At 44.8% G+C, this 21167-nt stretch carries 13 protein-coding genes; 1 reads left to right on the top strand and 12 read right to left on the bottom strand.

The features are described from left to right. Positions 1-5: 5 nt before the first annotated feature. The 11 genes from D0A34_14580 to D0A34_14530 form a co-directional block, all read right to left on the bottom strand. Entirely contained in the window at positions 6-2201 is a 2196-nt protein-coding gene (locus D0A34_14580) for a hybrid sensor histidine kinase/response regulator (protein ID UNU19942.1), read from the bottom strand. Further along, positions 2198-3163 carry a phosphate/phosphite/phosphonate ABC transporter substrate-binding protein gene (phnD, locus tag D0A34_14575; protein UNU19941.1) on the bottom strand — a complete coding sequence of 322 codons (966 nt, stop codon included), beginning with the start codon at positions 3161-3163 and terminating at the stop codon, positions 2198-2200. The genes D0A34_14580 and phnD overlap by 4 nt, the downstream gene beginning before the upstream one ends. Before the next feature lie 202 nt (positions 3164-3365). Continuing rightward, a complete protein-coding gene (locus D0A34_14570) occupies positions 3366-9224 on the bottom strand; it encodes a GAF domain-containing protein (GenBank protein ID UNU19940.1) in 5859 nt (1952 codons plus the stop codon). 487 nt (positions 9225-9711) lie between these two features. Next, positions 9712-10725, bottom strand: a complete 1014-nt coding sequence (cydB, locus tag D0A34_14565) for a cytochrome d ubiquinol oxidase subunit II (protein UNU19939.1) — start codon at positions 10723-10725, stop codon at positions 9712-9714. 8 nt (positions 10726-10733) lie between these two features. Continuing rightward, complete coding sequence (locus tag D0A34_14560; protein ID UNU19938.1) at positions 10734-12176, bottom strand: cytochrome ubiquinol oxidase subunit I; 1443 nt, start codon at positions 12174-12176, stop codon at positions 10734-10736. Between the two features lie 246 nt (positions 12177-12422). Continuing rightward, the gene (locus D0A34_14555) at positions 12423-12896 is read right to left on the bottom strand and encodes a hypothetical protein (protein UNU19937.1); all 474 of its coding nucleotides are present in this window, start codon (positions 12894-12896) and stop codon (positions 12423-12425) included. Continuing rightward, positions 12871-14076, bottom strand: a complete 1206-nt coding sequence (locus D0A34_14550; protein ID UNU22300.1) for a sulfite exporter TauE/SafE family protein — start codon at positions 14074-14076, stop codon at positions 12871-12873. Before D0A34_14550 ends, D0A34_14555 begins: the two co-directional genes overlap by 26 nt. Positions 14077-14261: 185 nt before the next feature. After that, positions 14262-15329, bottom strand: a complete 1068-nt coding sequence (locus D0A34_14545; GenBank protein ID UNU19936.1) for an LOG family protein — start codon at positions 15327-15329, stop codon at positions 14262-14264. 189 nt (positions 15330-15518) lie between these two features. Then, positions 15519-15842 (bottom strand): thioredoxin, encoded by a 324-nt coding sequence (trxA, locus tag D0A34_14540; protein ID UNU19935.1) that lies wholly within the window; start codon positions 15840-15842, stop codon positions 15519-15521. Between the two features lie 487 nt (positions 15843-16329). Next, the gene (locus D0A34_14535) at positions 16330-17493 is read right to left on the bottom strand and encodes a GuaB3 family IMP dehydrogenase-related protein (GenBank protein ID UNU19934.1); all 1164 of its coding nucleotides are present in this window, start codon (positions 17491-17493) and stop codon (positions 16330-16332) included. Between the two features lie 162 nt (positions 17494-17655). Then, positions 17656-18825, bottom strand: coding sequence for a transposase (locus D0A34_14530; protein ID UNU19933.1), 1170 nt, complete (start codon positions 18823-18825; stop codon positions 17656-17658). Between the two features lie 96 nt (positions 18826-18921). Between D0A34_14530 and D0A34_14525 the strand changes: the two genes are divergently transcribed. Then, positions 18922-20130: a hypothetical protein gene (locus D0A34_14525; protein ID UNU19932.1), complete on the top strand. Its 1209-nt coding sequence runs from the start codon at positions 18922-18924 to the stop codon at positions 20128-20130. A gap of 131 nt (positions 20131-20261) precedes the next feature. Here the strand turns inward: D0A34_14525 and D0A34_14520 are convergent, their stop codons facing one another. Next, positions 20262-20969 carry a polysaccharide deacetylase gene (locus tag D0A34_14520; protein ID UNU19931.1) on the bottom strand — a complete coding sequence of 236 codons (708 nt, stop codon included), beginning with the start codon at positions 20967-20969 and terminating at the stop codon, positions 20262-20264. Between the last annotated feature and the right edge of the window lie 198 nt (positions 20970-21167).

Below are 21167 nucleotides of genomic sequence, written 5' to 3'. Positions count from 1 at the left end.
CAATCTTAAGTATCAGTAAGGTGTTCTTGAATCAATTGCTCAATATTCTCTGTTTGGAATTGCTTAGCTAATTGTATTACTTCCTGAATAAAGGACTGATAACGCTCATCCTTTTGCCCAATTTCTGCAGCGGTTTCTGCCAGTTGTCTCAGCAGACCATCCTGTGCGAGTTCCAGTAAAATTTGCAAGTCCGCCGCCGATGGGGGAATTAGTTCTGTAGCGGATACTTTATTATCGCTTGTGCTTAACTCAGTTGCGTCATATTTCCAGGTGAGTTGTAAATGCTTGGCCAACAACATCAACAACTCCTCTGCATCAACGGGTTTGGTCAGAAAATCATCCCCTCCTGCTTCTATACTCATCTGTTGATCTATTTGCGCTACTGATGCTGACGATACAAGCACTTTCAAGTGTTTTAACTCCTCTGAGTTGCGTAACTGTTTGAGCAGTTCAAATCCACCCATTATCGGCATCGCTAAGTCAGTAATGACCAAATCTGGCAGTTTTTCTCTGGCTTTCTCTAAGCCTGCTTGACCATTCTCCGCTTCGGTAAACGTAAACCCTATTGGCTCCAGCAGGTTTACCAACACTGAGCGATTTTCCCAGCGGTCATCCACAATTAGAATATGACGCGATGCACCTTCATAACCGATGATGGTGCGTCCGTCTTTGACTGAACTTTTTTGTGCCCAGTCTGTGGCGATTGGCAGTGCTACCTCAAAGTAGAAGGTGCTGCCTACCCCAAGCTGACTCTCAACTTGAATTTCTCCGCCCATTAATTGCACAATTCTTTGGCTGATGGCTAAACCTAAGCCTGTGCCTTCCGATTGGCGTTTGCGATCGCCTACTTGTTCAAAGGCTTGGAATAGTTTGTTTACTTGGTCAGATGCGATGCCGACTCCTGTATCTATCACTTGGAATTTGAGCCGAGGCAAGGGCATAGTTGCATTTGATTCTATCGCTTCTACTTTGAGGGTGATGCTGCCTTGGTCGGTGAATTTAATCGCGTTTCCTAAGAGATTGAGCAGCACTTGGCGGAGTCGTTTTTCGTCAGTTTTAATCCCTGTGGGTAAGTTGGGATCTGGTTGATAAATGAAATCGATACCTTTTTGGTCAGAACGCACTCGACAGATTTCTACTACTCCTTGCAGGAAGGATGGTAAGTAAATGGCTTTGGGGGTAAGTTCTAGTTTGCGGGCTTCGATTTTGGAGAGGTCTAAAACGTCGTTGATTAATGTCAGTAAGTGAGACCCGCACTGGTGAATAATATTCACACCGTGACGTTCTTTTTCGGGGATAACTTTGGAGCGTCCCAGAATTTGAGCATAACCGAGAATCCCGTTGAGAGGTGTGCGGAGTTCGTGGCTCATGTTAGCTAAAAATTCGCTTTTAGCTTGGTTTGCCGCATTGGCATAATCCTTTTTTGCCTCCAAATCGCGATAAGATTCTGCTAGCTTGACAGTCATGCGGTTGAACTCGCTGGCTAATTGCTCGACTTCATCACCAGTCTGGATGTCTAATCTGTAGTCCAGATTACCCTCTCTAATTGTCGCTACTCCTGCCTGAAGTTTTTTGATAGACCACACAGCAGGTAATAGAATTAAGAAAAACTGCCCCGTAAGAACTAGCAAAGTAAAAAGAAGAATTCCCCACTTGACTATTTCCTCAGTTTGATTGAGATTTTCCCCTTCTTTAACAGCTTGTTTTTGCTGTTCTTGGAAAATTTTAATAATCTTAGAAGTAAAAAAATTAATGTCTCTGTTAAAAGTGTTGATAGACCTATAGTCTTCCTTAACCTCTGCTAGAGGTCGAATATTTTGGGCAATAACCGATTGACTAATTTCGGTAGCCAACCGATCAAAAGTTTGATAGCGACGATACACAATATCTAATTCTTTAGTGGCGGGACTGAGTTTTTGCATTTCATCTAAGATAGATAAAAATTTTTGCTTTTCCGTTTCATATTCGGCAATTTTGACTTGAGGATTTTCTAGCACTAACAAATCTTTTAATGTAATAATTTGACGCGCTAGGAGAGAATCTATAGTTTGAGCATTCCCCATCAATTTCAGGCTTTTATAATGTGCCTTTTCTACCACATTACGTGCGCGTCCTAGCACTATGTTACTCATTCCTAGGGCAATGATAATCATCCCTAAAGTTATTACAGAAGAACCAAAAAATTTTTGCCAAATCTTCATTGTGTATTACCCAATTTTTCCTCTAATTGTTTCTTGACTTGCTTGACCCGATCGTAGTCTGAGTCTTGCACTAGGGTATATCCATTAGAAGGAGCACCAGTAAGACTCAGCATTCCAATAGGGACGCTGAGAAATGCCTCTTTCAATTCAGCAATAAGCTGGGGGGGTAGTTTCTGAGAAACAACAATGGGAGATTCGGGAATTGGTTCCGATTTCCAAAGTACCTGATAAGAATCATTAATTTTGCCAGCTTCTTTGGCTTGATTATAAATCTCTAAATTAGTGGCTATGGCATCAACTTTCCCATCTAGCAGCGCAGCTAATGTGTCCTCTTGATTCTTAAAGAACTGAACGGAGGCAAAATCAGTATCCAAGTTGAAACCTTGCTCTAACAAGTAAACTACAGGAAACATATAGCCTGATGTTGATAGTTTACTGACAAACCCAAGCCGCTTGCCCTTAAGATCCTCGATGGTTTTGATCCGACTCCCAGAATTAACGATAATAGCTGATTTATACCAAGGCCGCCCCGTACCTTTATTGATAGGGGCAGCGATCGGCTCGATTTGCGGATTCCGTTGCTTTGCCTCAATATAAGAGAGTGGTCCTAATATGGCGACTTGCACCTTTTCTTCTACTAAGAGGTCAACGCTACGATTGTAATCTTTGAGCGCTTGGATAGATACAGGTCGTTTCAGGGTTTTAGTTAAGTATTTAGTTAAAGTTTGTAGTTGTTCCTGTTGCTGCGTGTCATTCCTTATAGAGATATATGCGATTGTTAAAGTTGATGGCACGCTTTCAACACTTACTTGGCTGGTTGGCGTTGGCTGAGGATTATTATTACTAGAAGTTTGAGTAGTGCAACCTGTACTAATCACTATTAATGTAGGGACTACTAGAGCAATAAGGGCGATTGGTCGCTTAATCAATGAATTGAGTTGTTGCTGTAAATATGGTTGCATAGCTGGACGCTCCTTAAATTGGATATTGATACTAATATTTGGGAGGTTTAATTAAGCGGAAACCCAACGTCTAGTAGAATTTCAAATTCCTACTTTTTTATTGCACATTATCATGCTTTTGTCAAGTGTAAAAATACAATCACAGCAATTTTCTCAACTTAATCTAATGTTAACGAATTGGTAATAACTCATCTTGTTCTCGCTAGTTTTTTAAGGGTAGGACGATCGCAAACTCCGTCCCTTCTCTCAATACAGAATTTACCTCTATTGTACCGCCGTGTTTCTCAACCACAATCTGGCGGGCGATCGCCAATCCCAACCCCGTCCCTTTTCCTACTTCCTTGGTAGTAAATAACTCATCAAAAATATTCTCTTGCACTGCTTCACTCATGCCCACACCGTTATCTTTAATGCAAATTATCGCTTGTTTTTTGTCCAGATAAATGTCTGTCTTAATGGTAATCTGATTGGCAATTTCTGCATAATGTCGTCCTTGATTTGATTCCTCCAAAGCATCGATCGCATTACCTAACAAATTCATAAATACTTGATTCAACTGTCCGGCATAACACTCCACTTGTGGCAAATTCCCGTATTCCTTAATCACTTTGATTTCTGGACGAGTTTCGTTAGCCTTGAGGCGATGTTTCAGGATCATAATGGTGCTATCGAGGCCATCGTGGATATTACAAGCTACGGGATAGTTAGTATCGGCACGGGAGAAGGTTCGTAGACTGGTACTAATATCCCGAATCCGCTTCACGCCTTCCCGCATCGAACCTACTAATTTCGGTAAATCTTCCCGGATGTAGTCAAGATCCATGTTCTCGATTTCCTCTTGAATTTCTGGATCGAGTTGCGGATATTTTTCTTGATACAAATCGAGCAATCCAAACAAATCTTTGATGTAATCTAAGGCTGGGGTAATGTTGCCAGCAAGGAAGCCGACAGGGTTGTTGATTTCGTGAGCGACACCAGCTACTAAATTGCCCAAGGCTGACATTTTTTCACCTTGGATAAGTTGGATTTGAGCTTGTTGGAGTTCTCGTAGAGTCTTTTCTAGGGCTTCAGACTTTTGTTGCCGTTCGGCTTCGATGCGTTTGAGATCGCTAATATCTCGCATCACAACTACCGCACCGACTTTTTTTCCCCAAGGATCGAAGATTGCTTGTCCGCTGGCTAACAAAATTCTGATAGAACCCTGCTTCGGCGCAATTACCATTTCTACATTTTCGACTATTTCTCCTTGCAAGGCGCGAAACAGTGGAATTTCCGTTGTTGATAGGGGTGTTTGACCATCAGCTTGATAGAGAGCGAAGTGTTCTGCCCATTGTTCGGGTGGTAATGCTTCCACGGGTAAGCCATGAAACTCACGAGTTGCCTTGTTGAATAGGGTCAATTGGCCACTAGAATTACAAACAACAATCCCATCTGTAATATTGTGAATGATGGCATTCAAGAATTCTCGTTCTTTGGCTAGAGATTCTTCCACCTGTTTTAATTGTTCTAGTGATGCTTGTAATGACTGGGATTTTTCCTGCTCTTGGGCATAAAGTCGGGTGTTTTCTAAAGAGATGGCAGCTTGAGCGCAAATAAGGTTTAGCACTTCAACCCTATCGGTCGTAAAGGCCCCAACCGTCAGGTTATTTTCCAGGTATAAAACTCCGATCAACTGCCCTTGATTAAGAATTGGCATACACAGAACACTTATCGGCTGGTGCTGTTCAATATAGCGATCGCCCGCAACCTGGGAACTTACCCTAGCATCGACTATTACCAAAGGTTTCAAACTACGCTTGACACTGTTAACCAAACTAATCGCTACATCCTGACTTGATTCTAGAGGTATTGCTGGTAATAGCTTAGGTTCCTGTCCCTCTGCTACAAGAGCCGCTACCTGTAAATACTGTTCTTGTTTGAGCAATAAGACACACTTAGTTGCCCCCGCATTCGCGATCGCTATTTTTAAAATAGTAGTCAGGAGTTTATCTAGTTCAATTTCCCCAGAGATGGCTTGAGAGGCGTCGATCAGAGTAGGCAAATCTAGAAATTCAGAGTTGCTGCTAGAAGAGTGGGTATAAGTAATCGTTCCCCGGGCGATCGTTTCTTTAAAGGAACTAAAGGATTGAGCTTGCTGAAGGATAATACCGAGTAGGCGAGGATAACTTTTTTCCAAATCGTCTATTTTGGCTTTAGCTCCCCATCGGGCATAACAATAATACGCTTCAATCATGTAGGCGCTCGCTACTTTTTCTTTGCCCCATTCCCAGTAGAAGTTCGCTGCTAGTTCGTTGGCGAGGGCTTCTTCGTTGATAAATTTATGATCTTGAGCTAGTTGGATGGCGCGATCGTACATTTCAATTGCATCTGCTTTATTGCCCAAAACCCGCTGCCGTTCTGCTTCAACCAAATACCATTTATGCAGATGATTCATGGGAGCATTTTGCGCCCATTGGTGCAGAGTCGTTTGATGGGTTTCCACTAGGGCGAGAATTTCAGATTGCTCGGTTTTTGGGTGTGTGGGGAAGAGCGCCAGGTGCGTCAAGGCTGCATAAAAATGGAAAATGGGAACAATAATTAATCCCGATACGGCCATCACACACTCTTTGGCTCGGGTAATGTAGTTTAGAGCAGCCGGATAATTACCAAAGGAATAAGCAAGCAGTAGTTTGTAGACGTAGACAAGGGCGATCGCACTGAATTCACGATCCTGATAGTGCTTAGGAATCATCACCGTTTCATCATAGGCTTCGCCGATTAAGCAATCCGGGTGATTCACTACTTCCCTCAAGTTCTGCAACATCTGCCGCTCCATATGCAAATAAGTCCGAGCAGAATATTGCTTCACCTGAGCCAATGTAGCACTGTAGACTGCAAGTTCCGGTTCCCAAGTATCAAGTTCTACCCCACCGAAAAAGTTGATGTAGCTGTAAGTAGCTATGTTGTAGCCAGCGTTAAGAAAATCGCCAGTTTCCATGCCAGCTATAAAGCCCTCTTTCAGGGTTGGTATCCCTGCCCTCATAGCATTTTGGTGATGCTGAATAAATGCCCCAAACATATTATGAGTAATGCACTTAAATTCTCGTGCATTGACCCGATCGAGCAATGAGAGTGCCAATTTACCAAAGCTATAGCCGGTTTTTGCCTCTCCCAAAAAGGCACTTAATACAAGCCCGTGAATCGCATAGCCCACTGTTGATGCGGGTGCATTCCCAAAGGAGAGCGATAAACTTACCATCGTGGAGCTCAGTAGGGGCACTAAGCCTGGAATTCCCTGGAGAATGGGTGCAAATAACATGGCCAATATTGGCATAGCTGCCTGAGTCTGAGGATCACTCATCACAGGCAGATCGATTAGTTCCTCAATTTTTCTGCCACTTAGTTGCTCCGCAAGGCTCTGTAGCGCTTTACCAATCAAGGCTTCGTCAGCTTCGGTGGGGAGTTCAACCCCCAATTGCCACAGTGCATCTCTTGCTACTGCAATCGCTTCTAACGTCTTGCTTTGTGCTGTCTGTGCGACTATTTGAATTTCGTAAATTTTGATTTTGTCTAAGATTGTCTGTGCATTCTCTAACACTTGTGCTGCCATCTGTTCCATGCCATCAAAGTCAGCATTCAAATAGGCGGCTTCGGCAGCAGCAACATATAGGTTCAGGGTTAATTCATACTGGCTTTGCCAGCAGTTGGCGGTTAGTAGATCAATGCCTATTTGCAGATAAACTCTGGCTGCGGTGTAGGCGGTAGAATTTCTGGCTTTACAACCGGCTGCCAAGTTTAGTTTAGCTAAGGCTTCTCGTTCGCTACTTTGGGTGATTAACTCGATTCCTCGATTCAAATGCCCGACAATATCAAACAGTTTTTCTTCTTGCTCTATCTCGGCGCAATTTTGCTGGAGTAACTGTCCTATTTTGAGATGAGTTGCTTTTTTCTGCGAATCAGGAATTAGCGAATATGCAGCTTGCTGGACGCGATCGTGTAAAAATCGATAAGTTGGATTAGCTGAAGCCTTGAAAACTTCATCACTATCCGATTCCGTAAAGAACTTATAGATTTTGGTCGTGGGAATCACCAAACCTTCCTGTAATGCTTTCCATAAAGCCATAGCCGTCATTGCAGCAGATTTCTCACCGACAATTACTAACGTATTCAAATCAAACTGTGATCCTATACAAGCAGCTAAGGTGAGAAGATACTGAGTTCCTTTGGGCAGCTTCTGCAATTGCAACGCCATGAATTCAACGACATCATCAGTGATAGCTAAGGCTTTCACTTGGGCAATATCACACTGCCAATGCCGAATCTCCCAGTTAAAGCTAATTAGCTGCTCGTCATGTAATGTCTTGAGAAACTGAGTTGCAAAGAAAGGATTCCCCTGAGTTTTTTTAGAGACTAATTTTGTCAAAGGTTGGGCAAGTGATGATTCGCAATTCAGCGTATCCGCCACCAACAAATTCATATCTAGTTCGCTTAACGGTTCCAAAGTAATTGTATTTACTGTTGCCCCCGTTTTAACTATCTCATTCACTCTTAAGATAAATGGATGCACGGGCCAAACTTCATTATCTCGATAGGCACCCAATACTAATAAATATCCTGTATCGATCATCAATAATTGTAGCAAATTCAGGGATGCTGAATCCGCCCATTGCAAGTCATCCAAAAACATCACTAAAGGATGTTCTTTGCTGGTGAAAACTTGCACAAATTTCTGCATGAGCAGATTAAAGCGATTTTGGGCGGCACTTCCTGACAATTCTGTTGCAGGAGGTTGAGCGCCAATTATGCCTTCTAACTCAGGAATCACATCAATCAAGACTTGTCCGTTGTCTCCCACTGCTGCTAAAATCTGGGTTTTCCATGTTTGCAGTTGGGTATCCGATTCTGATAGCAATTGACCCATTAAGTCCCGGAAGGCTTGCACAAAGGCACTGAAGGGAATGTTGCGTTGAAATTGATCGTATTTGCCTTTGATAAAATAACCGCGCTGACGGACAATGGGTTTATGAACTTCATTGACAACGGCGGTTTTCCCCATTCCCGAAAAACCTGCTACTAGCATCATTTCGGTGCTACCTGTGCTGACTCGCTCAAAGGCAGCTAATAGGTGATCAACTTCTTTTTCTCTACCGTAGAGCTTTTCGGGGATAGTAAAGCGATCGCTAATATCTCGCTTTCCGAGTTCAAAATCTTCAATTTTGGCTGTTTTTTGTAACTGAACTAAACAAATCTCTAAGTCGTGCTTGAGTCCTAATGCAGTTTGATAGCGTTTTTCGGCATTTTTTGCCATCAGCTTACTGACAACTTGCGATAAAATTAAGGGAATTTCAGGAGTAATTTGATGGATCGGTATCGAGGGTTTAGCGAGGTGACAATGCACCAATTTCATCGGGTCATCCGAGATAAATGGCAACTTTCCTGTCAACAATTCATAAAAAGTCACACCCAGGGAATAAAAGTCACTACGATAGTCAATGCCTCGATTCATCCGTCCTGTTTGTTCGGGAGAGAGATAGGCTAATGTGCCTTCTAAAATATTGGGATTCTGAATTTCTTGGGTTTCTCGTGGTAAGAGGGATGCAATACTAAAGTCAATTAGTTTAATTTCTTTGGTGTCTGGATTAATGAGAATATTAGCGGGTTTAATATCTTTATGAATGACTCGGTTTTGGTAAAGGTAGTGAATAATATCTGTTAGTTGTATGGCGACTTGAAGAAATTCTGCTAAAGGTAAAGCTTGAAATGATTGGGTTTGATTTGTTGCTGTTTGGAGATAAGTAGGTAGGGAGACTCCGCCAAAGTCCTCCATTACTAGGGCATAGCTATTCTGGTATACTTCCAGCGTCAGCGGTTTGACGATGTGAGGGAAATCTAGATTTTTGGCAATGGTATATTGGTTGCGAAACTGGACGAGCTCGTTGAAGGGGGGGTATTGGTTCCGCAGCAGTTTGATGACGACTGGGTATTGGTCACGGGTACGGATGCCTCGATAGACTAGGGTACGTGTACCTGCATAAAGTTGCTCTGTAATCTCATAACCTGACAAATCGGCGATCGTATCCATAACTTATTGACCCTTTATTATAAAAGAGTTAAATTAAAACCTTCTATTCCATTGTATTTTATTATGTGACAAATATAGCGATCGCCCACTCTGCACCCTCGCTAGGGACAGAATTAACTGTAATTTTTTCCCAATGTTTATCAACTATTATTTGACCAAAAGCAAGTTAGTCACAAGCATCCGGATTTATCTGTGTACCTTTGAAAAAAGCTCCGCATCCCGATCGCAAGCCCCCGGACTCATCCGTGGGAGCAATCTCAAATCTCAAACTTCAAATCGCCTGAGGTGCGATCGCTAATCCTAAACGAGTTCCTTTCCCTATTCTGCACTATTGGCGCTATGTTATGTATAGTATGGTTGCGTAAGTTGTGATGGTATCGAAAAACAATAATTTGTAATTTTTAACCGCAAATATACGCAGATAAGCTCAAATCTAGATTTGAGCTTATCTGCGTATATTTGCCTGCATCTGCGGTTTTATTATGCTTTATTTCCCGTAGTGGCCGCCGACAACCTTACCCCGAAACACAACATAATTGTAGATGTTGTAAAAAATCATAATCGGGAGCAGAATGCCCATGAACACAATCATAAATACCAGGGCGCTGGGCGAAGCTGCAGCTTGGTAAATCGTGATTTTGGAGGGAATAATATAGGGAAAAACAATCAACCCCAAGCCGATAAAACTGAGCAAAAAAATCAGAATCGTCCAGACAAACGGCGTGCGTTCTTCTTTGTTTGCGAGACTTTTCAGCAGCAGTCCTACCAACATCACTCCCAGCAAAGGAATCGCGGCAAAGACATAAACTAGCGGTTTCTCGAACAACCTGGCTCTAGCACTTTCGTAAAAAATCGGAGTGGCAATCGTAATTAAAATCGCTCCGATTAAAGTCGTCACCGCCGCAATTTTAGCCGTGCGATAGTGATTTGTTTGCAGTTCGCCCTCCGTTTTCATAATTAGATAGGTTGAACCGATCAAAACATAGCCTTGAATCAGCGTCAAAGCAACCAAGATCGATCGCCAATCCAGCCAATCCCAAGTAGAACCTACAAAGTGACCGGCTTCATCAACCGCAATGCCCTCGAGCACGGCACCCAAGGCAAATCCTTGAGCTAAAGCTGCTAAAAAACTGCCAGCACCAAAGGCATAATTCCAGAGTAATTTGCGATTAGAATGCTCGCGAAACTCAAAGGCTACAGCCCGAAATATCAAACCAAAAAGCATCAGGCAAATCGGTATGTACAATGCCGTTAAAATCGTGCCGTAAGCAAGTGGAAATGCACCAAATAAAGCGCCTGCCATCAACACCAGCCACGTTTCGTTGGCGTCCCAAACGTTGCCCAAACTCGTCATTAAAATGTCCCTGCGTTCCTCGTCGTCAGAAGTCAGAGACAAGATTCCTACTCCTAAGTCAAAACCGTCTAGCATGACGTAGAGCAAGAGAAACAAAGCCAAAATGACAAACCAAACTTGCGGGAGAAAATGCTCCAAAGCTTGCATACAATCTCCTATTGTTGTGCTTCTACGGGACGTTTATCGGGAATGTCTCCTGCTGGTTGACTTTCGATTTCGGGTTGATTGTCTAAACCTGGCACAGGCAGGCTTAAATTAGGGCCTTGGCGGATAATTCTGCTGCCAAAATACAAGGCACAAACAAACAAAAAGCTGTAAACAACGGCAAAGAAACTGAGAGAAGTTAAAACATTGCTGGCGGGGATGTTTGACACCGCGTCAGCAGTGCGAATTTGCCCGTATAAAGCCCACGGTTGTTTGCCGACACAGCGGACAATCCAACCCGATTCTACAGCAATATATCCTAGGGGAGCAGCTAATACCCAAGCGCGCATCAGCCAAGGTTGAGCGGCAATATTTTCAGCAGCAAGTTTGCCTCGCATCCACTGAATTATACTGAACAGCATTAATCCTACAAAGAAGAATCCAATTCCCGACATGATGCGGAAACAATAGTAGATTAAACCCACCATCCGGGGTCTATTTTCTGGCTTCCATTCCTTCAATCCGAGTACGGGTTCGGAGAGTTTTTGTTTAAATTCCAGAACGTATCCTAAGCCATTAGGAACACGAATTTCCCAGTCATTTTTTTGGGCTTTTTCATTAGGCAAAGCTAGCAAAGTCCAATCTGCTGACTCTCCCGCTGGTGAGGTTTCCCACTTAGCTTCGATTGCTGCTAATTTAGCGGGTTGATAGTGATAAACTTGTTCGGCGCTCAAATGTCCGATGTATATCTGCAAAGGTGCAACGGCGATTGCTGTCGCTATGGCAATTTTTAATGACTTGGAAAAAAAGGCTTGGTTGCGCTTATTGAGAATATACCAAGCGCTAATTCCGCCAATGACAAACAGCGAAGTTTCTAACGTCGCAAAAAACATATGAAGAATGCTGTTTAATGCGAACGGGTTCATAATTGCTTGAAAGTAATCGCTGACAATAAACTTGCCATTGACCATTTCTCCGCCCGCAGGAGTTTGCAGCCAAGAGTTAGCGACTAAAATCCAGACGGTTGATAGGTTAGCGCCGAAGGCTACCATGATTGTAGCGAAATAATGGACGATCGGGTTAACGCGCTCCCAACCAAACAGCATAATTCCTAAAAAGCCGGCTTCTAGCATAAATGCCATTGAAGCTTCAAAGCCTAAAATGCTGCCAAAAAAGTCACCAACAGCTTCAGAGAATGGTGCCCAGTTCGTGCCAAATTGAAATTCCATCGGAATTCCTGAAGCTACTCCTATACCGAAGTTTAGGAGGTAGAGTTTAGACCAAAAACGAGCGTGATGGTAGTAGTCGGAATTGCGAGTTTTCAGCCACATTCCTTCAACAATTACCAGATAAATCCCCATTCCAGTTGTCAGAACTGGCCACAGCATATGGAATATGGCGGTTAGCGCAAATTGCATCCGCGATAGGGCCACGGTGTTAGATAAGATATCCATCGTTATATCCTTGGGTCAGCTCAAGAGAGGTTAGCTTGCATAAGTTCCATAATGAACACTGACAAGGTAACGCAGAAATTTACTTAGTGCAGAATCAACCGACTTATCTTTATTAAAAATTAAGATTTGAAAACTTGTTCTCAATCTTCCTCTTCTTTTCTGCCCTCGGCGCTCTCTGCGGTTAATTAACAAAAAATCTCTCGATCATCACTCATTAAATTTTAAAATCTAAAATCTAAAATCATACTACCTAACGGTGACAGTATAACTCAATTTAAATGGTTTAAAGTTAGCTTTATTTTGGGCTGTTCCGCTCAATTCAAGTTCGTACATCCCAGCCTTGGGAAACACGATATCAGCTCCCGGAATCCGTTGATATTTCTCGGCAGATATGGCGGTTAAAGGCGGCTGCATCAGCGGCTTATCCCCATCTTTACGATTTTTAGGATAAACAGCCAATTTGCAATTACACTGCTCTAGCGGGATAATTTGACCGCCCCTGCGAGTCAGCGCAAACCACACTCTCGCAGGCTGTCCGGCGCGGGGATTATGGTTGGGTTCGAGGTGAAAGGTAGCGGCGACATCTCCCGATACTTCGACTTCGTGGGCTAAAACTGAAATTGATTTTAACTGTGGTATGGGAAATATTGCTGCTTCTACTAGCAATCCCAAAAAAACTAACAATCCTAAAGTCTTACTTTTGTTTGACAGGGGAAACATAGAAACTTTCTAGTGATAAAACTGACCAAAATAAGCGCGATCGCACAAACATAACTAACACCGTAACCACCGCTAACACGGCTGTAAGCAGTTGATTGTGCAACTTCCATTCAAAACCGCCGAGATAGTGGGAACCGATGAGTGCAGCATGAATGGCGCACAGCAAAAAAGCTGGAACGCTTAACAGGTGAAGCATTCGCCACAGTTGGCCTAAATAAATTTGAATACGATCGCAACTTGTAACCGCCGCCGGCAACATCAACAGCAGCGACAGCATCCCAGCCGCCATTCCCAACTGATGCTGCGGCAACATAAAAGATAGCGCGTCAAAATTCCATTTCAGCGTATGATCCAGCATATGAAACGTGTGGGCGACTGCTAAGACAAACGCGCCCACACCCAAAGCGCGGCGGTAGCGCAGCAGTTGCGGCAAAAACTTGCTCACCGGACGCGCCAACAGTGCTAGTATCAAGCACAGCAGCGCTGCGTGACCGGTAAAATCGACCATTTCATCGGTTCGCAACAAGGTAAGAATCCCGATCGCCACCGTCACCCAGCCACCCATCCGAAACAGTTGACTGCGCTTATCCGCGCTCAATCTGCCAGCAAGAAAACTCACTCCCAGCATAGTTGGCAGCGTGCCGAGTCCAAAAGCCAGCATCGTCGCCGCACCCAAAACCGAATTTCCGGTTTCCGCCGCCTTAATCTGCGCTGCGTAGAGGAAGCCGCAGGGAATCAAACCCCAAAGCAAACCCAAAGCAATCGGCACCCACCACTTTTTTTCTGCCGAAAGCTTGCTCATTGCTTGTCCGACTCGATCGTGCGACAGCGGGTGCAGCAGCGGCAATCCCGGCAGCAAGTTCGGTTTAATTTGCCCTACTCCGAACCAAATCAGCATCGTACCCGTCAGAAGTGCGATCGCCCGCCGCAATTCGCTACCCGTACCTGCCAAAAGCCCGCCAGCAATTAACACCGAACCCAGTCCGCCAATTGCTGCACCAACCAAAGCGTATGCAGTAATTCTCCCCATATTTAGCAGCAAATGAAAGCGGAAAGCAGCTAATTTATCGTTGCGGGAATTAGAAAGAGAAAACGCCATTGTCAGCGGGCCGCACATCCCAGCGCAGTGACCGAAACTGCCGAGAAATCCCAAAATTGCAATTAGCAGCAGGTCTAGCATTTTGCTGTTTTTTCCCAAACAACGCCATCAAGGTATTGACAAGATTTTCTTTGGCTCTTGGACGCTTTTTTCTTTACTTTTTACAAAAACTTATCTCAGCAGAGCGTTTTTGTCAAAATACAAGTTGTCCAACTTCTATCTAATCTCACCCATATTTAAAAAGACTAATGACTGATAACTAATAACTACTTTTGTTCTGGATGGGCCGCCGCCGGCGAAGCTGCACCCATTTGATTTATAGCAGCAATTAGCTGATAAAGCCGCCCAAAATCCCGCTGGTTGAAATGCAAAGTCAGGCGCGGCAGATCGAAAGTTTCATCTCCTATTTCCGGTTCCAAAGCTTGACTTTTTTCAATTTTTCCGGTGACAACAATATCGCTAAAATCAGTATTTAGCCGATCGACATTCTCCTCAGAAAGCTCTGTTTTCAAGCGAATTACCAATTTTTCGCGCACGTAGCGGCAGGAGTGATAAACCAGATAAAAACTACCGATCGCCTCGCAAGCGACATTTATATCGTCAGTAATCGTATACAGGCTGCGATCGTCGGGTGAAATCAAACCCCGACCCCGCAATTGTTTTTGCACAAAATAATTCCAATCGTGCCAATAATCTCCTCCCGGTCGATCGATCAATACCACAGGAGCCGGCCCGAACTTGCCAGTTTGAGTCAAAGTCAGACACTCAAAAGCCTCGTCCAGAGTGCCAAAACCGCCCGGAAACAGAGCTAAAGCATCGCTCTCCCGGAGAAAAAATAACTTACGAGTGAAAAAATATTTAAAATTGAGCAATTTGGGATCGCCGGCAATGAAAGGATTAGAACTCTGCTCGAAAGGTAACTGAATGTTCAGCCCAAAAGAACGTTCAGCAGTCGCCCCCTCGTTCCCCGCCTGCATAATTCCCCCGCCGCCGCCAGTAATCACCATAAACCCCTGCTGGGCCATCGCCCGCGCAAAGTCTCTGGCCATCAAATATTCCGCCGATTGCGGTGACACCCTCGCCGAACCAAAAATCACAATTTTGCGAACGTGGCGGTAAGGATAAAACATCTCAAAAGCGCTCTCCATATCTCGGAGCGACGCAGCCATAATTTTCCAGTCTAGGCGATCGAGCTCCTCTCCTGCCATTTGCACTATAGTAGAGAGCGATCGTTCGATCCACTCAGAGTGCTTTAACATTGGGAAGCGATCGATCAAATCGATCAATTCAGCTTGGAGGGACTCAAAACCTTGACCAGACTCAGAACGAATCATGAATTTTTCCGAAACGGTAACTATTTGTCGCTACTAAAAATTAAGGGGCAAGCTAAATTTAGAAGCTAATAGCCACCAGCAAATTGCCCTGCTGGCAACTAATAACTTTTCCAGTAGCTTTGCCCCGGTTCTGAAGCGAGTTAGCTTTCGCGGCCCACAAAGAACAGCGCGAAACCGCTCGCAGTTCAGTTAAATGTACTTTTCCAGAGTGTTTGCCAGAGTAGTTTTCGGAACTGCCCCAACCACCATATCCACACGTTGACCGCCCTTAAATATCATCAGCGTCGGAATGCTGCGGATACCGTATTGGCTGGCAACGTTAGGATTCTCGTCGGTATTAACTTTTACTACCTTGACCTGCCCTTCATATTGCTGGGCAATTTCGTCTACGACGGGCGCCACCATCCGACAGGGCCCGCACCAGGGAGCCCAAAAATCCACTAGAACTGGAACTTCGCTATCGAGCACTTCCTGCTTAAAGGTAGAGTCGGTTACTTGCGCGGCTGCTGACATCCCTAGCCATCCTTGTAAATACTATTTCTCGGATAACAAGTCTAGCAAAAAGTGTAACCACTTGCGTCAACGATTTTAACAGAAGGCTTCTGAAGGAAGAAGGAAGACGGTAGAAGGAAGAAGGCACAAGGTTTCTGAAGGAACAAGGCACTTATGTTTCCGAACGCACTTATGTTTCCGAAAGCAGAATGCACTTATGTAGAAGAAAAATTCTCCCACTCCTAGACTCTCCCACTCTCCCACTCTGGGCCTCTCCGGAGCTACAAGCCTCTGTTCTGTATCTAGTAAGCAAGAGCCAAGATGTCCGCCAAAAAAGGAACCGCCCGAACAGTAGTCCGGGCGGAGTGTGGTGTGAGGAGTGAACGGAAACATGCGTCTCCGCTTCTTATATTGTGACACCTACTTCTCGATAATTCCACAATATTCTGTAAATTTCGAGACTCTTGAACAAATTTTGTCAAGGTATGCTGGTATTCGATCAGTAAATCTACTTACCCATGCCCAACTGTTGAGCTTTTTGATAGACTTTACCCTCAGTCAGCAGAGAAGGAGCAATTACCACTTCCACTTGCTGCATCTCCTTAAGATCCTTAGCGCCCAAGGTACCCATGCTAGTTTTCAGAGCTCCGAGCAAGTTGTGCGTACCGTCATCTAGCACCGCAGGCCCCCGCAAAATTTGCTCCAAAGTACCCGTAGTCCCCACGCGAATGCGAGTGCCACGTGGCAAAACCGGGCTGGGAGTCGCCATCCCCCAGTGAAAGCCCCTGCCGGGAGCTTCGGCGGCCCTGGCAAAGGGGGAACCAATCATCACTGCATCCGCGCCACAGGCAATGCACTTGCAGATATCGCCGCCGGTAATTAAACCGCCGTCAGCAATCACCGACACGTATTTACCAGTTTCGCGATAGTAGTCGTCTCGCGCGGCGGCGCAGTCTGCTACCGCTGTGGCTTGAGGAACGCCGACACCCAATACGCCCCGAGACGTGCAAGCAGCCCCCGGCCCAATGCCCACGAGAATGCCTGCAGCGCCGGTTTTCATTAAATTTAGGGCGACTTCGTAGGTGACGCAGTTGCCCAAAATTACTGGTATCGGCATCTCTTGACAAAATTGAGTTAAGTCTAAAGATGCGATCGACTCAGGGGAAAGAAAAGCTGTCGAGACTACAGTTGCTTGCACAAAAAATATATCGGCTCCCGATTCAGCAACCGCCCGACCGTATTTGCTTGCACCGGCCGGTGTACCGCTAACGGCGGCAATCCCTCCTCCTGCTTTAATTTCTTTAATTCTGAGGTCGATTAATTCTGGCTTGATGGGTTCGGCATAGAGTTGCTGCATCAGGGAAACAAATTCGTGGTTCCCCACACTCGCGATGCGCTCTAATATTGGCTGGGGGTCGGCATAGCGGGTTTGAATTCCTTCTAGGTTGAGCACGCCCATTGCTCCTAATTCCGACAGCAAAATGGCCATGCGGACATCGACTACTCCATCCATGGCGCTGGCGATGATCGGGATTTCTCGATCGATCCCGCCAATCTGCCAGCGAGTATCTGCCAAACTCGGATCGAGGGTGCGCTGTCCGGGTACAAGCGCAATTTCATCTATGCCGTAAGCTCTGCGAGCGCTTTTGCCCCGCCCAATTTCAATATTCACGCTGTTTCACTTCCACAATGTATTTAAATTAGACTAACAAAAAGTTAGCCCGCCCGAGTTTAGCGATCGCACGCCTGTCTTTAAAAAAAGCTCGGCACTGATTCTGATTGTATTCTGTTGACATCCACCCCGTCCTGAAGGAGCGGGGATTCCCCATCATCACTAATTAGGTTTCTGCTTCGTAGCACCAGCCTTCCGAGATTTACTCTCTTTAGGTCTTGCGGTCGCTCCACAGACTGACACGGCTAGCCCAGCCGCCAAAATATTTTTTGCCGCGTTAATATCGCGATCGTGGTTTGTTCCACATTTTAAACATTCCCATTCGCGAATATTCAATGGCAATTTCTCAACAATGTGACCGCAGTTTCCACAGCGCTTAGAACTAGGAAACCAGCGGTCTATTTTTATCAGCTCTCGTCCGTACCACTCGCATTTGTAACTTAGTTGGCGAATTAGTTCGCCCCAACTAGCGTCACTAATAACGAGAGCTAATTTATGGTTCTTCACCATATTCTTGATAGCCAAGTCCTCAACTACAATCGTTTGGTTTTCACGAATGATTTGAGTCGTCAACTTATGTAAAAAATCTAGACGTGCATCGGTTATCTGTGCGTAGACTTTTGCTACTTGCACCCGTGCTTTTTCACGGTTATTGCTTCCCTTCTGCTTGCCAGCTAACGTTTTCTGTTTCTTTTTCAACTTCTTGCGAAGCTTTTTAAAATGCTTAGGGTTGGCAATTTTCTCACCATCGCTAGTAGCAATCAGACTGGTGATTCCCACATCCAGACCGATACTTTTATCAATCTCAGGAAGTGGTTTAATCGTGTAGTCCTCTACAAGTAGGGAAACAAACCAACGCCCAGCGGGTGTTAATTTCACCGTAATAGTAGAAGGGCTGCATTCAGAGGGAATTTGTTTACTCCAGCGAATTGGCAATGGAGTAGTGCATTTAGCTAAGAATACCTGTCGATCTTTCCAACGGAAAGCTGACTTGGTAAATTCAGCACTACCGCCATTATGCTTTCTCTTGAAATTAGGATATTTAGCACGTCCTGCGAAGAAATTGGTAAACGCTGTTTGAAGGTGTCTAAGTCCTTGTTGAAGTGGCACACAGCTAACTTCATTCAGGAAATCAAGTTCCTCTTCTTTTTTCCAATTTGTCAGCATGGAGGAAGTTTGGCTGTAACCAACCCTCTCTTGATGCTCGTACCAAGCTTCGGTGCGGGCAGCTAAAGCCTTGTTGTATACTAGCCGCGCACAACCCATTGTCCGTCGCAAGAGATTTTCTTGCTCGGCGGTGGGATAGAAACGGTAGCGATAGGCTTTTTCCATCCTCACACTCTAGCACATCTTCTGTGATAGGGTGGATTTTGTATTAGTCCTTTGTAAAGCCGTCCTAAAAGGACGGGGTTTCTACGCATTTTTTTGATGAAATCGAAGGGGATACTTTTCCTCAGCAACGGCCACGGGGAAGACTCGATTAACTGTCAAATTCTCAAAGCTTTAACAGTATCTGGCGCGGATGTTGATGTTTCGGCAATGCCGATTGTAGGTGACGGGGCTGCTTACCGCCGATCGACCGTGCCAATTATTGGGCCCACCAGTCAAATGCCGTCTGGGGGAGTTTTTTACATGAACCCCCTGTTTTTCCTCAAAGATATTGGGGCGGGGCTGATTGCTTTGACTTGGCAGCAATTGCAGGCTGTTTGGAGGCATTCGCGCCAGTGCGATTTGGTGGTGGCGACTGGGGATATTGTCGCGGCGGCGATCGCCCATGCCAGCAACCGCCCCTATATAATTTTTCTGTCGGCTCATTCTAGTTATTACGAAGGGCGAGTCGATTTGGGTTTAATCTTGTGGCAGTTGCTTTCTTCCGAGAAATGTCTGGCGGTTTTTACTAGAGATGCTTTGACTGCGGCTGACTTAAACCGACAGGGTTTAAATAAAGCTCAGTTTGTCGGCAATCCTGTCATGGACAACCTCAATTCTACGGGCAAAGATTTGCAGTTAATACCCGGAGTTCGGACGATCGCCCTTCTCCCCGGTTCTCGCCTCCCAGAAGCCACTAACAACCTCGTTTTGCTCCTGGAACTGGTTAAAGAAATTGCTAGTAACTCTACTTTACCGGTGCAGTTTCGGGCAGCTTTAGTTCCGGCTTTAATGCCTCAATTAGATGATATTGCGGCGCGCTCTGGATGGCAACACCGATCGGGCAAGCTCATTTTTCCAGCAATCAAACGGTCTTTTTGTGAAGAAAAATTAGTCGAAGTGAGGTGCTCAGCCGATGCTTTCGCCGATATTTTGCAGCAGTCTAGTTTAGTAATTGGGATGACTGGAACTGCTGTCGAACAAGCTGTGGGCTTGGGAAAACCTGTAATTGCAGTACCGGGAAACGGCCCTGCCTTTACCTATAGATTCGCGGAGGCTCAAAATCGGCTTTTAGGTGATTCGGTGCAGGTTATTGGCACACAACCAGCGAATTCTGATATTATCAAGGAAGCTGCTTTGGCAGTCGATCGCACTTTGCAAGATGATAAATATTTAGCCAGTTGCATTCAAAATGGTTTAGAGAGAATGGGGCGATCGGGCGGCAGCATAAAAATTGCTAATTACGTGGCAAACTATCTTGGTTATTGATTGTGGTAGGGTACGTCACGTTTGAAATTTTCAATCTGCACCGAAAGTCTAATTCTGACCCACCATTTATTCCCTGGTGCGTCAGTAGGAGATTTTTGATTTGTCACGAAAATAAGTGGGGCTGACCCACCCTACTGCGATTTCAACAACTCAGAAACAGTTTTAAACTCGTAACCTTTCGACTGCAAATCCTTAACAATCATCTCAGTTGCTGCTACGGTTTTCGAGCGATCGCCCCCGCCGTCGTGCATCACCACAATCGAACCCGATCGCACATTTTTAATCACCCGAGTTGCGATATCTTCCGCCGTGAGTGTTTTTTCATAATCTTGGGAATCCACATCCCACATAATCAGTTGTTTGTGCATTTGGGATAGCAAATAAGACAAAACCACAAATCGCCTACCCCAAGGCGGCCGAAAACTAATACTGTCTTGCTTAACCCCAACTTCCTGCAAAAGTTTGTCTGTTTTTTCAATCTCAGACAGCAAAACTTCCCGGGGTTTAAACATCATATCTTTGTGAGAGTAGGAATGGTTTGCCAACTCATCTCCCCTCGCGACAATCATTTTCACGATTTCTGGATGTTTCTCAATATTGCGGCCGATTTCAAAAAAAGTTGCTTTAACTTTATAGCGGTCTAAGATATCTAAAAGCTGATTTGTATAGGGAGGATAGGGCCCGTCATCGTAGGTGAGGGCAACAACTTTTACTTCGGTATCGGCACGGTTGATTCCAAAATAATTGTGAAATTTAGTAATTTTAATCAACAGCGATACTGCGAAAAAGAAGGCTATTGTGAAAAGCAGAAACTTTTGTAGATTTTTACCGATTCGCATAGCTGCACGCACTCGATCGAGAATGAAAGTGGATTGTTGTCAGATTACCACAACTGGGGATCTGAATCCTTAAGCTATTTTATCATTAATTATTGTCCGTTCCGAGATTTTTCAGTTTGGGCGATCGCACAGTAGCTAGAGGCTTCAAGTGCCAGTACACTTGTACGCTAAATATAGCGTAAGTAAGTCCAGAGCAAA

Origin of the sequence: Microcoleus vaginatus PCC 9802 (assembly GCA_022701275.1) — a bacterium.
Lineage (GTDB): Bacteria > Cyanobacteriota > Cyanobacteriia > Cyanobacteriales > Microcoleaceae > Microcoleus > Microcoleus vaginatus_A.
This window is presented reverse-complemented; position numbering and strand designations above follow the sequence as displayed.

Coding starts and splice junctions, on each gene's coding strand:
- D0A34_14530 (UNU19933.1), bottom strand. CDS start 18,825: ATGGAAAAAGCCTATCGCTACCGTTTCTATCCCACCGCCGAGCAAGAA.
- D0A34_14550 (UNU22300.1), bottom strand. CDS start 14,076: ATGCTAGACCTGCTGCTAATTGCAATTTTGGGATTTCTCGGCAGTTTC.
- D0A34_14545 (UNU19936.1), bottom strand. CDS start 15,329: ATGATTCGTTCTGAGTCTGGTCAAGGTTTTGAGTCCCTCCAAGCTGAA.
- D0A34_14520 (UNU19931.1), bottom strand. CDS start 20,969: ATGCGAATCGGTAAAAATCTACAAAAGTTTCTGCTTTTCACAATAGCC.
- D0A34_14580 (UNU19942.1), bottom strand. CDS start 2,201: ATGAAGATTTGGCAAAAATTTTTTGGTTCTTCTGTAATAACTTTAGGG.
- phnD (UNU19941.1), bottom strand. CDS start 3,163: ATGCAACCATATTTACAGCAACAACTCAATTCATTGATTAAGCGACCA.
- D0A34_14555 (UNU19937.1), bottom strand. CDS start 12,896: ATGTTTCCCCTGTCAAACAAAAGTAAGACTTTAGGATTGTTAGTTTTT.
- cydB (UNU19939.1), bottom strand. CDS start 10,725: ATGCAAGCTTTGGAGCATTTTCTCCCGCAAGTTTGGTTTGTCATTTTG.
- D0A34_14560 (UNU19938.1), bottom strand. CDS start 12,176: ATGGATATCTTATCTAACACCGTGGCCCTATCGCGGATGCAATTTGCG.
- D0A34_14570 (UNU19940.1), bottom strand. CDS start 9,224: ATGGATACGATCGCCGATTTGTCAGGTTATGAGATTACAGAGCAACTT.
- D0A34_14525 (UNU19932.1), top strand. CDS start 18,922: ATGAAATCGAAGGGGATACTTTTCCTCAGCAACGGCCACGGGGAAGAC.
- trxA (UNU19935.1), bottom strand. CDS start 15,842: ATGTCAGCAGCCGCGCAAGTAACCGACTCTACCTTTAAGCAGGAAGTG.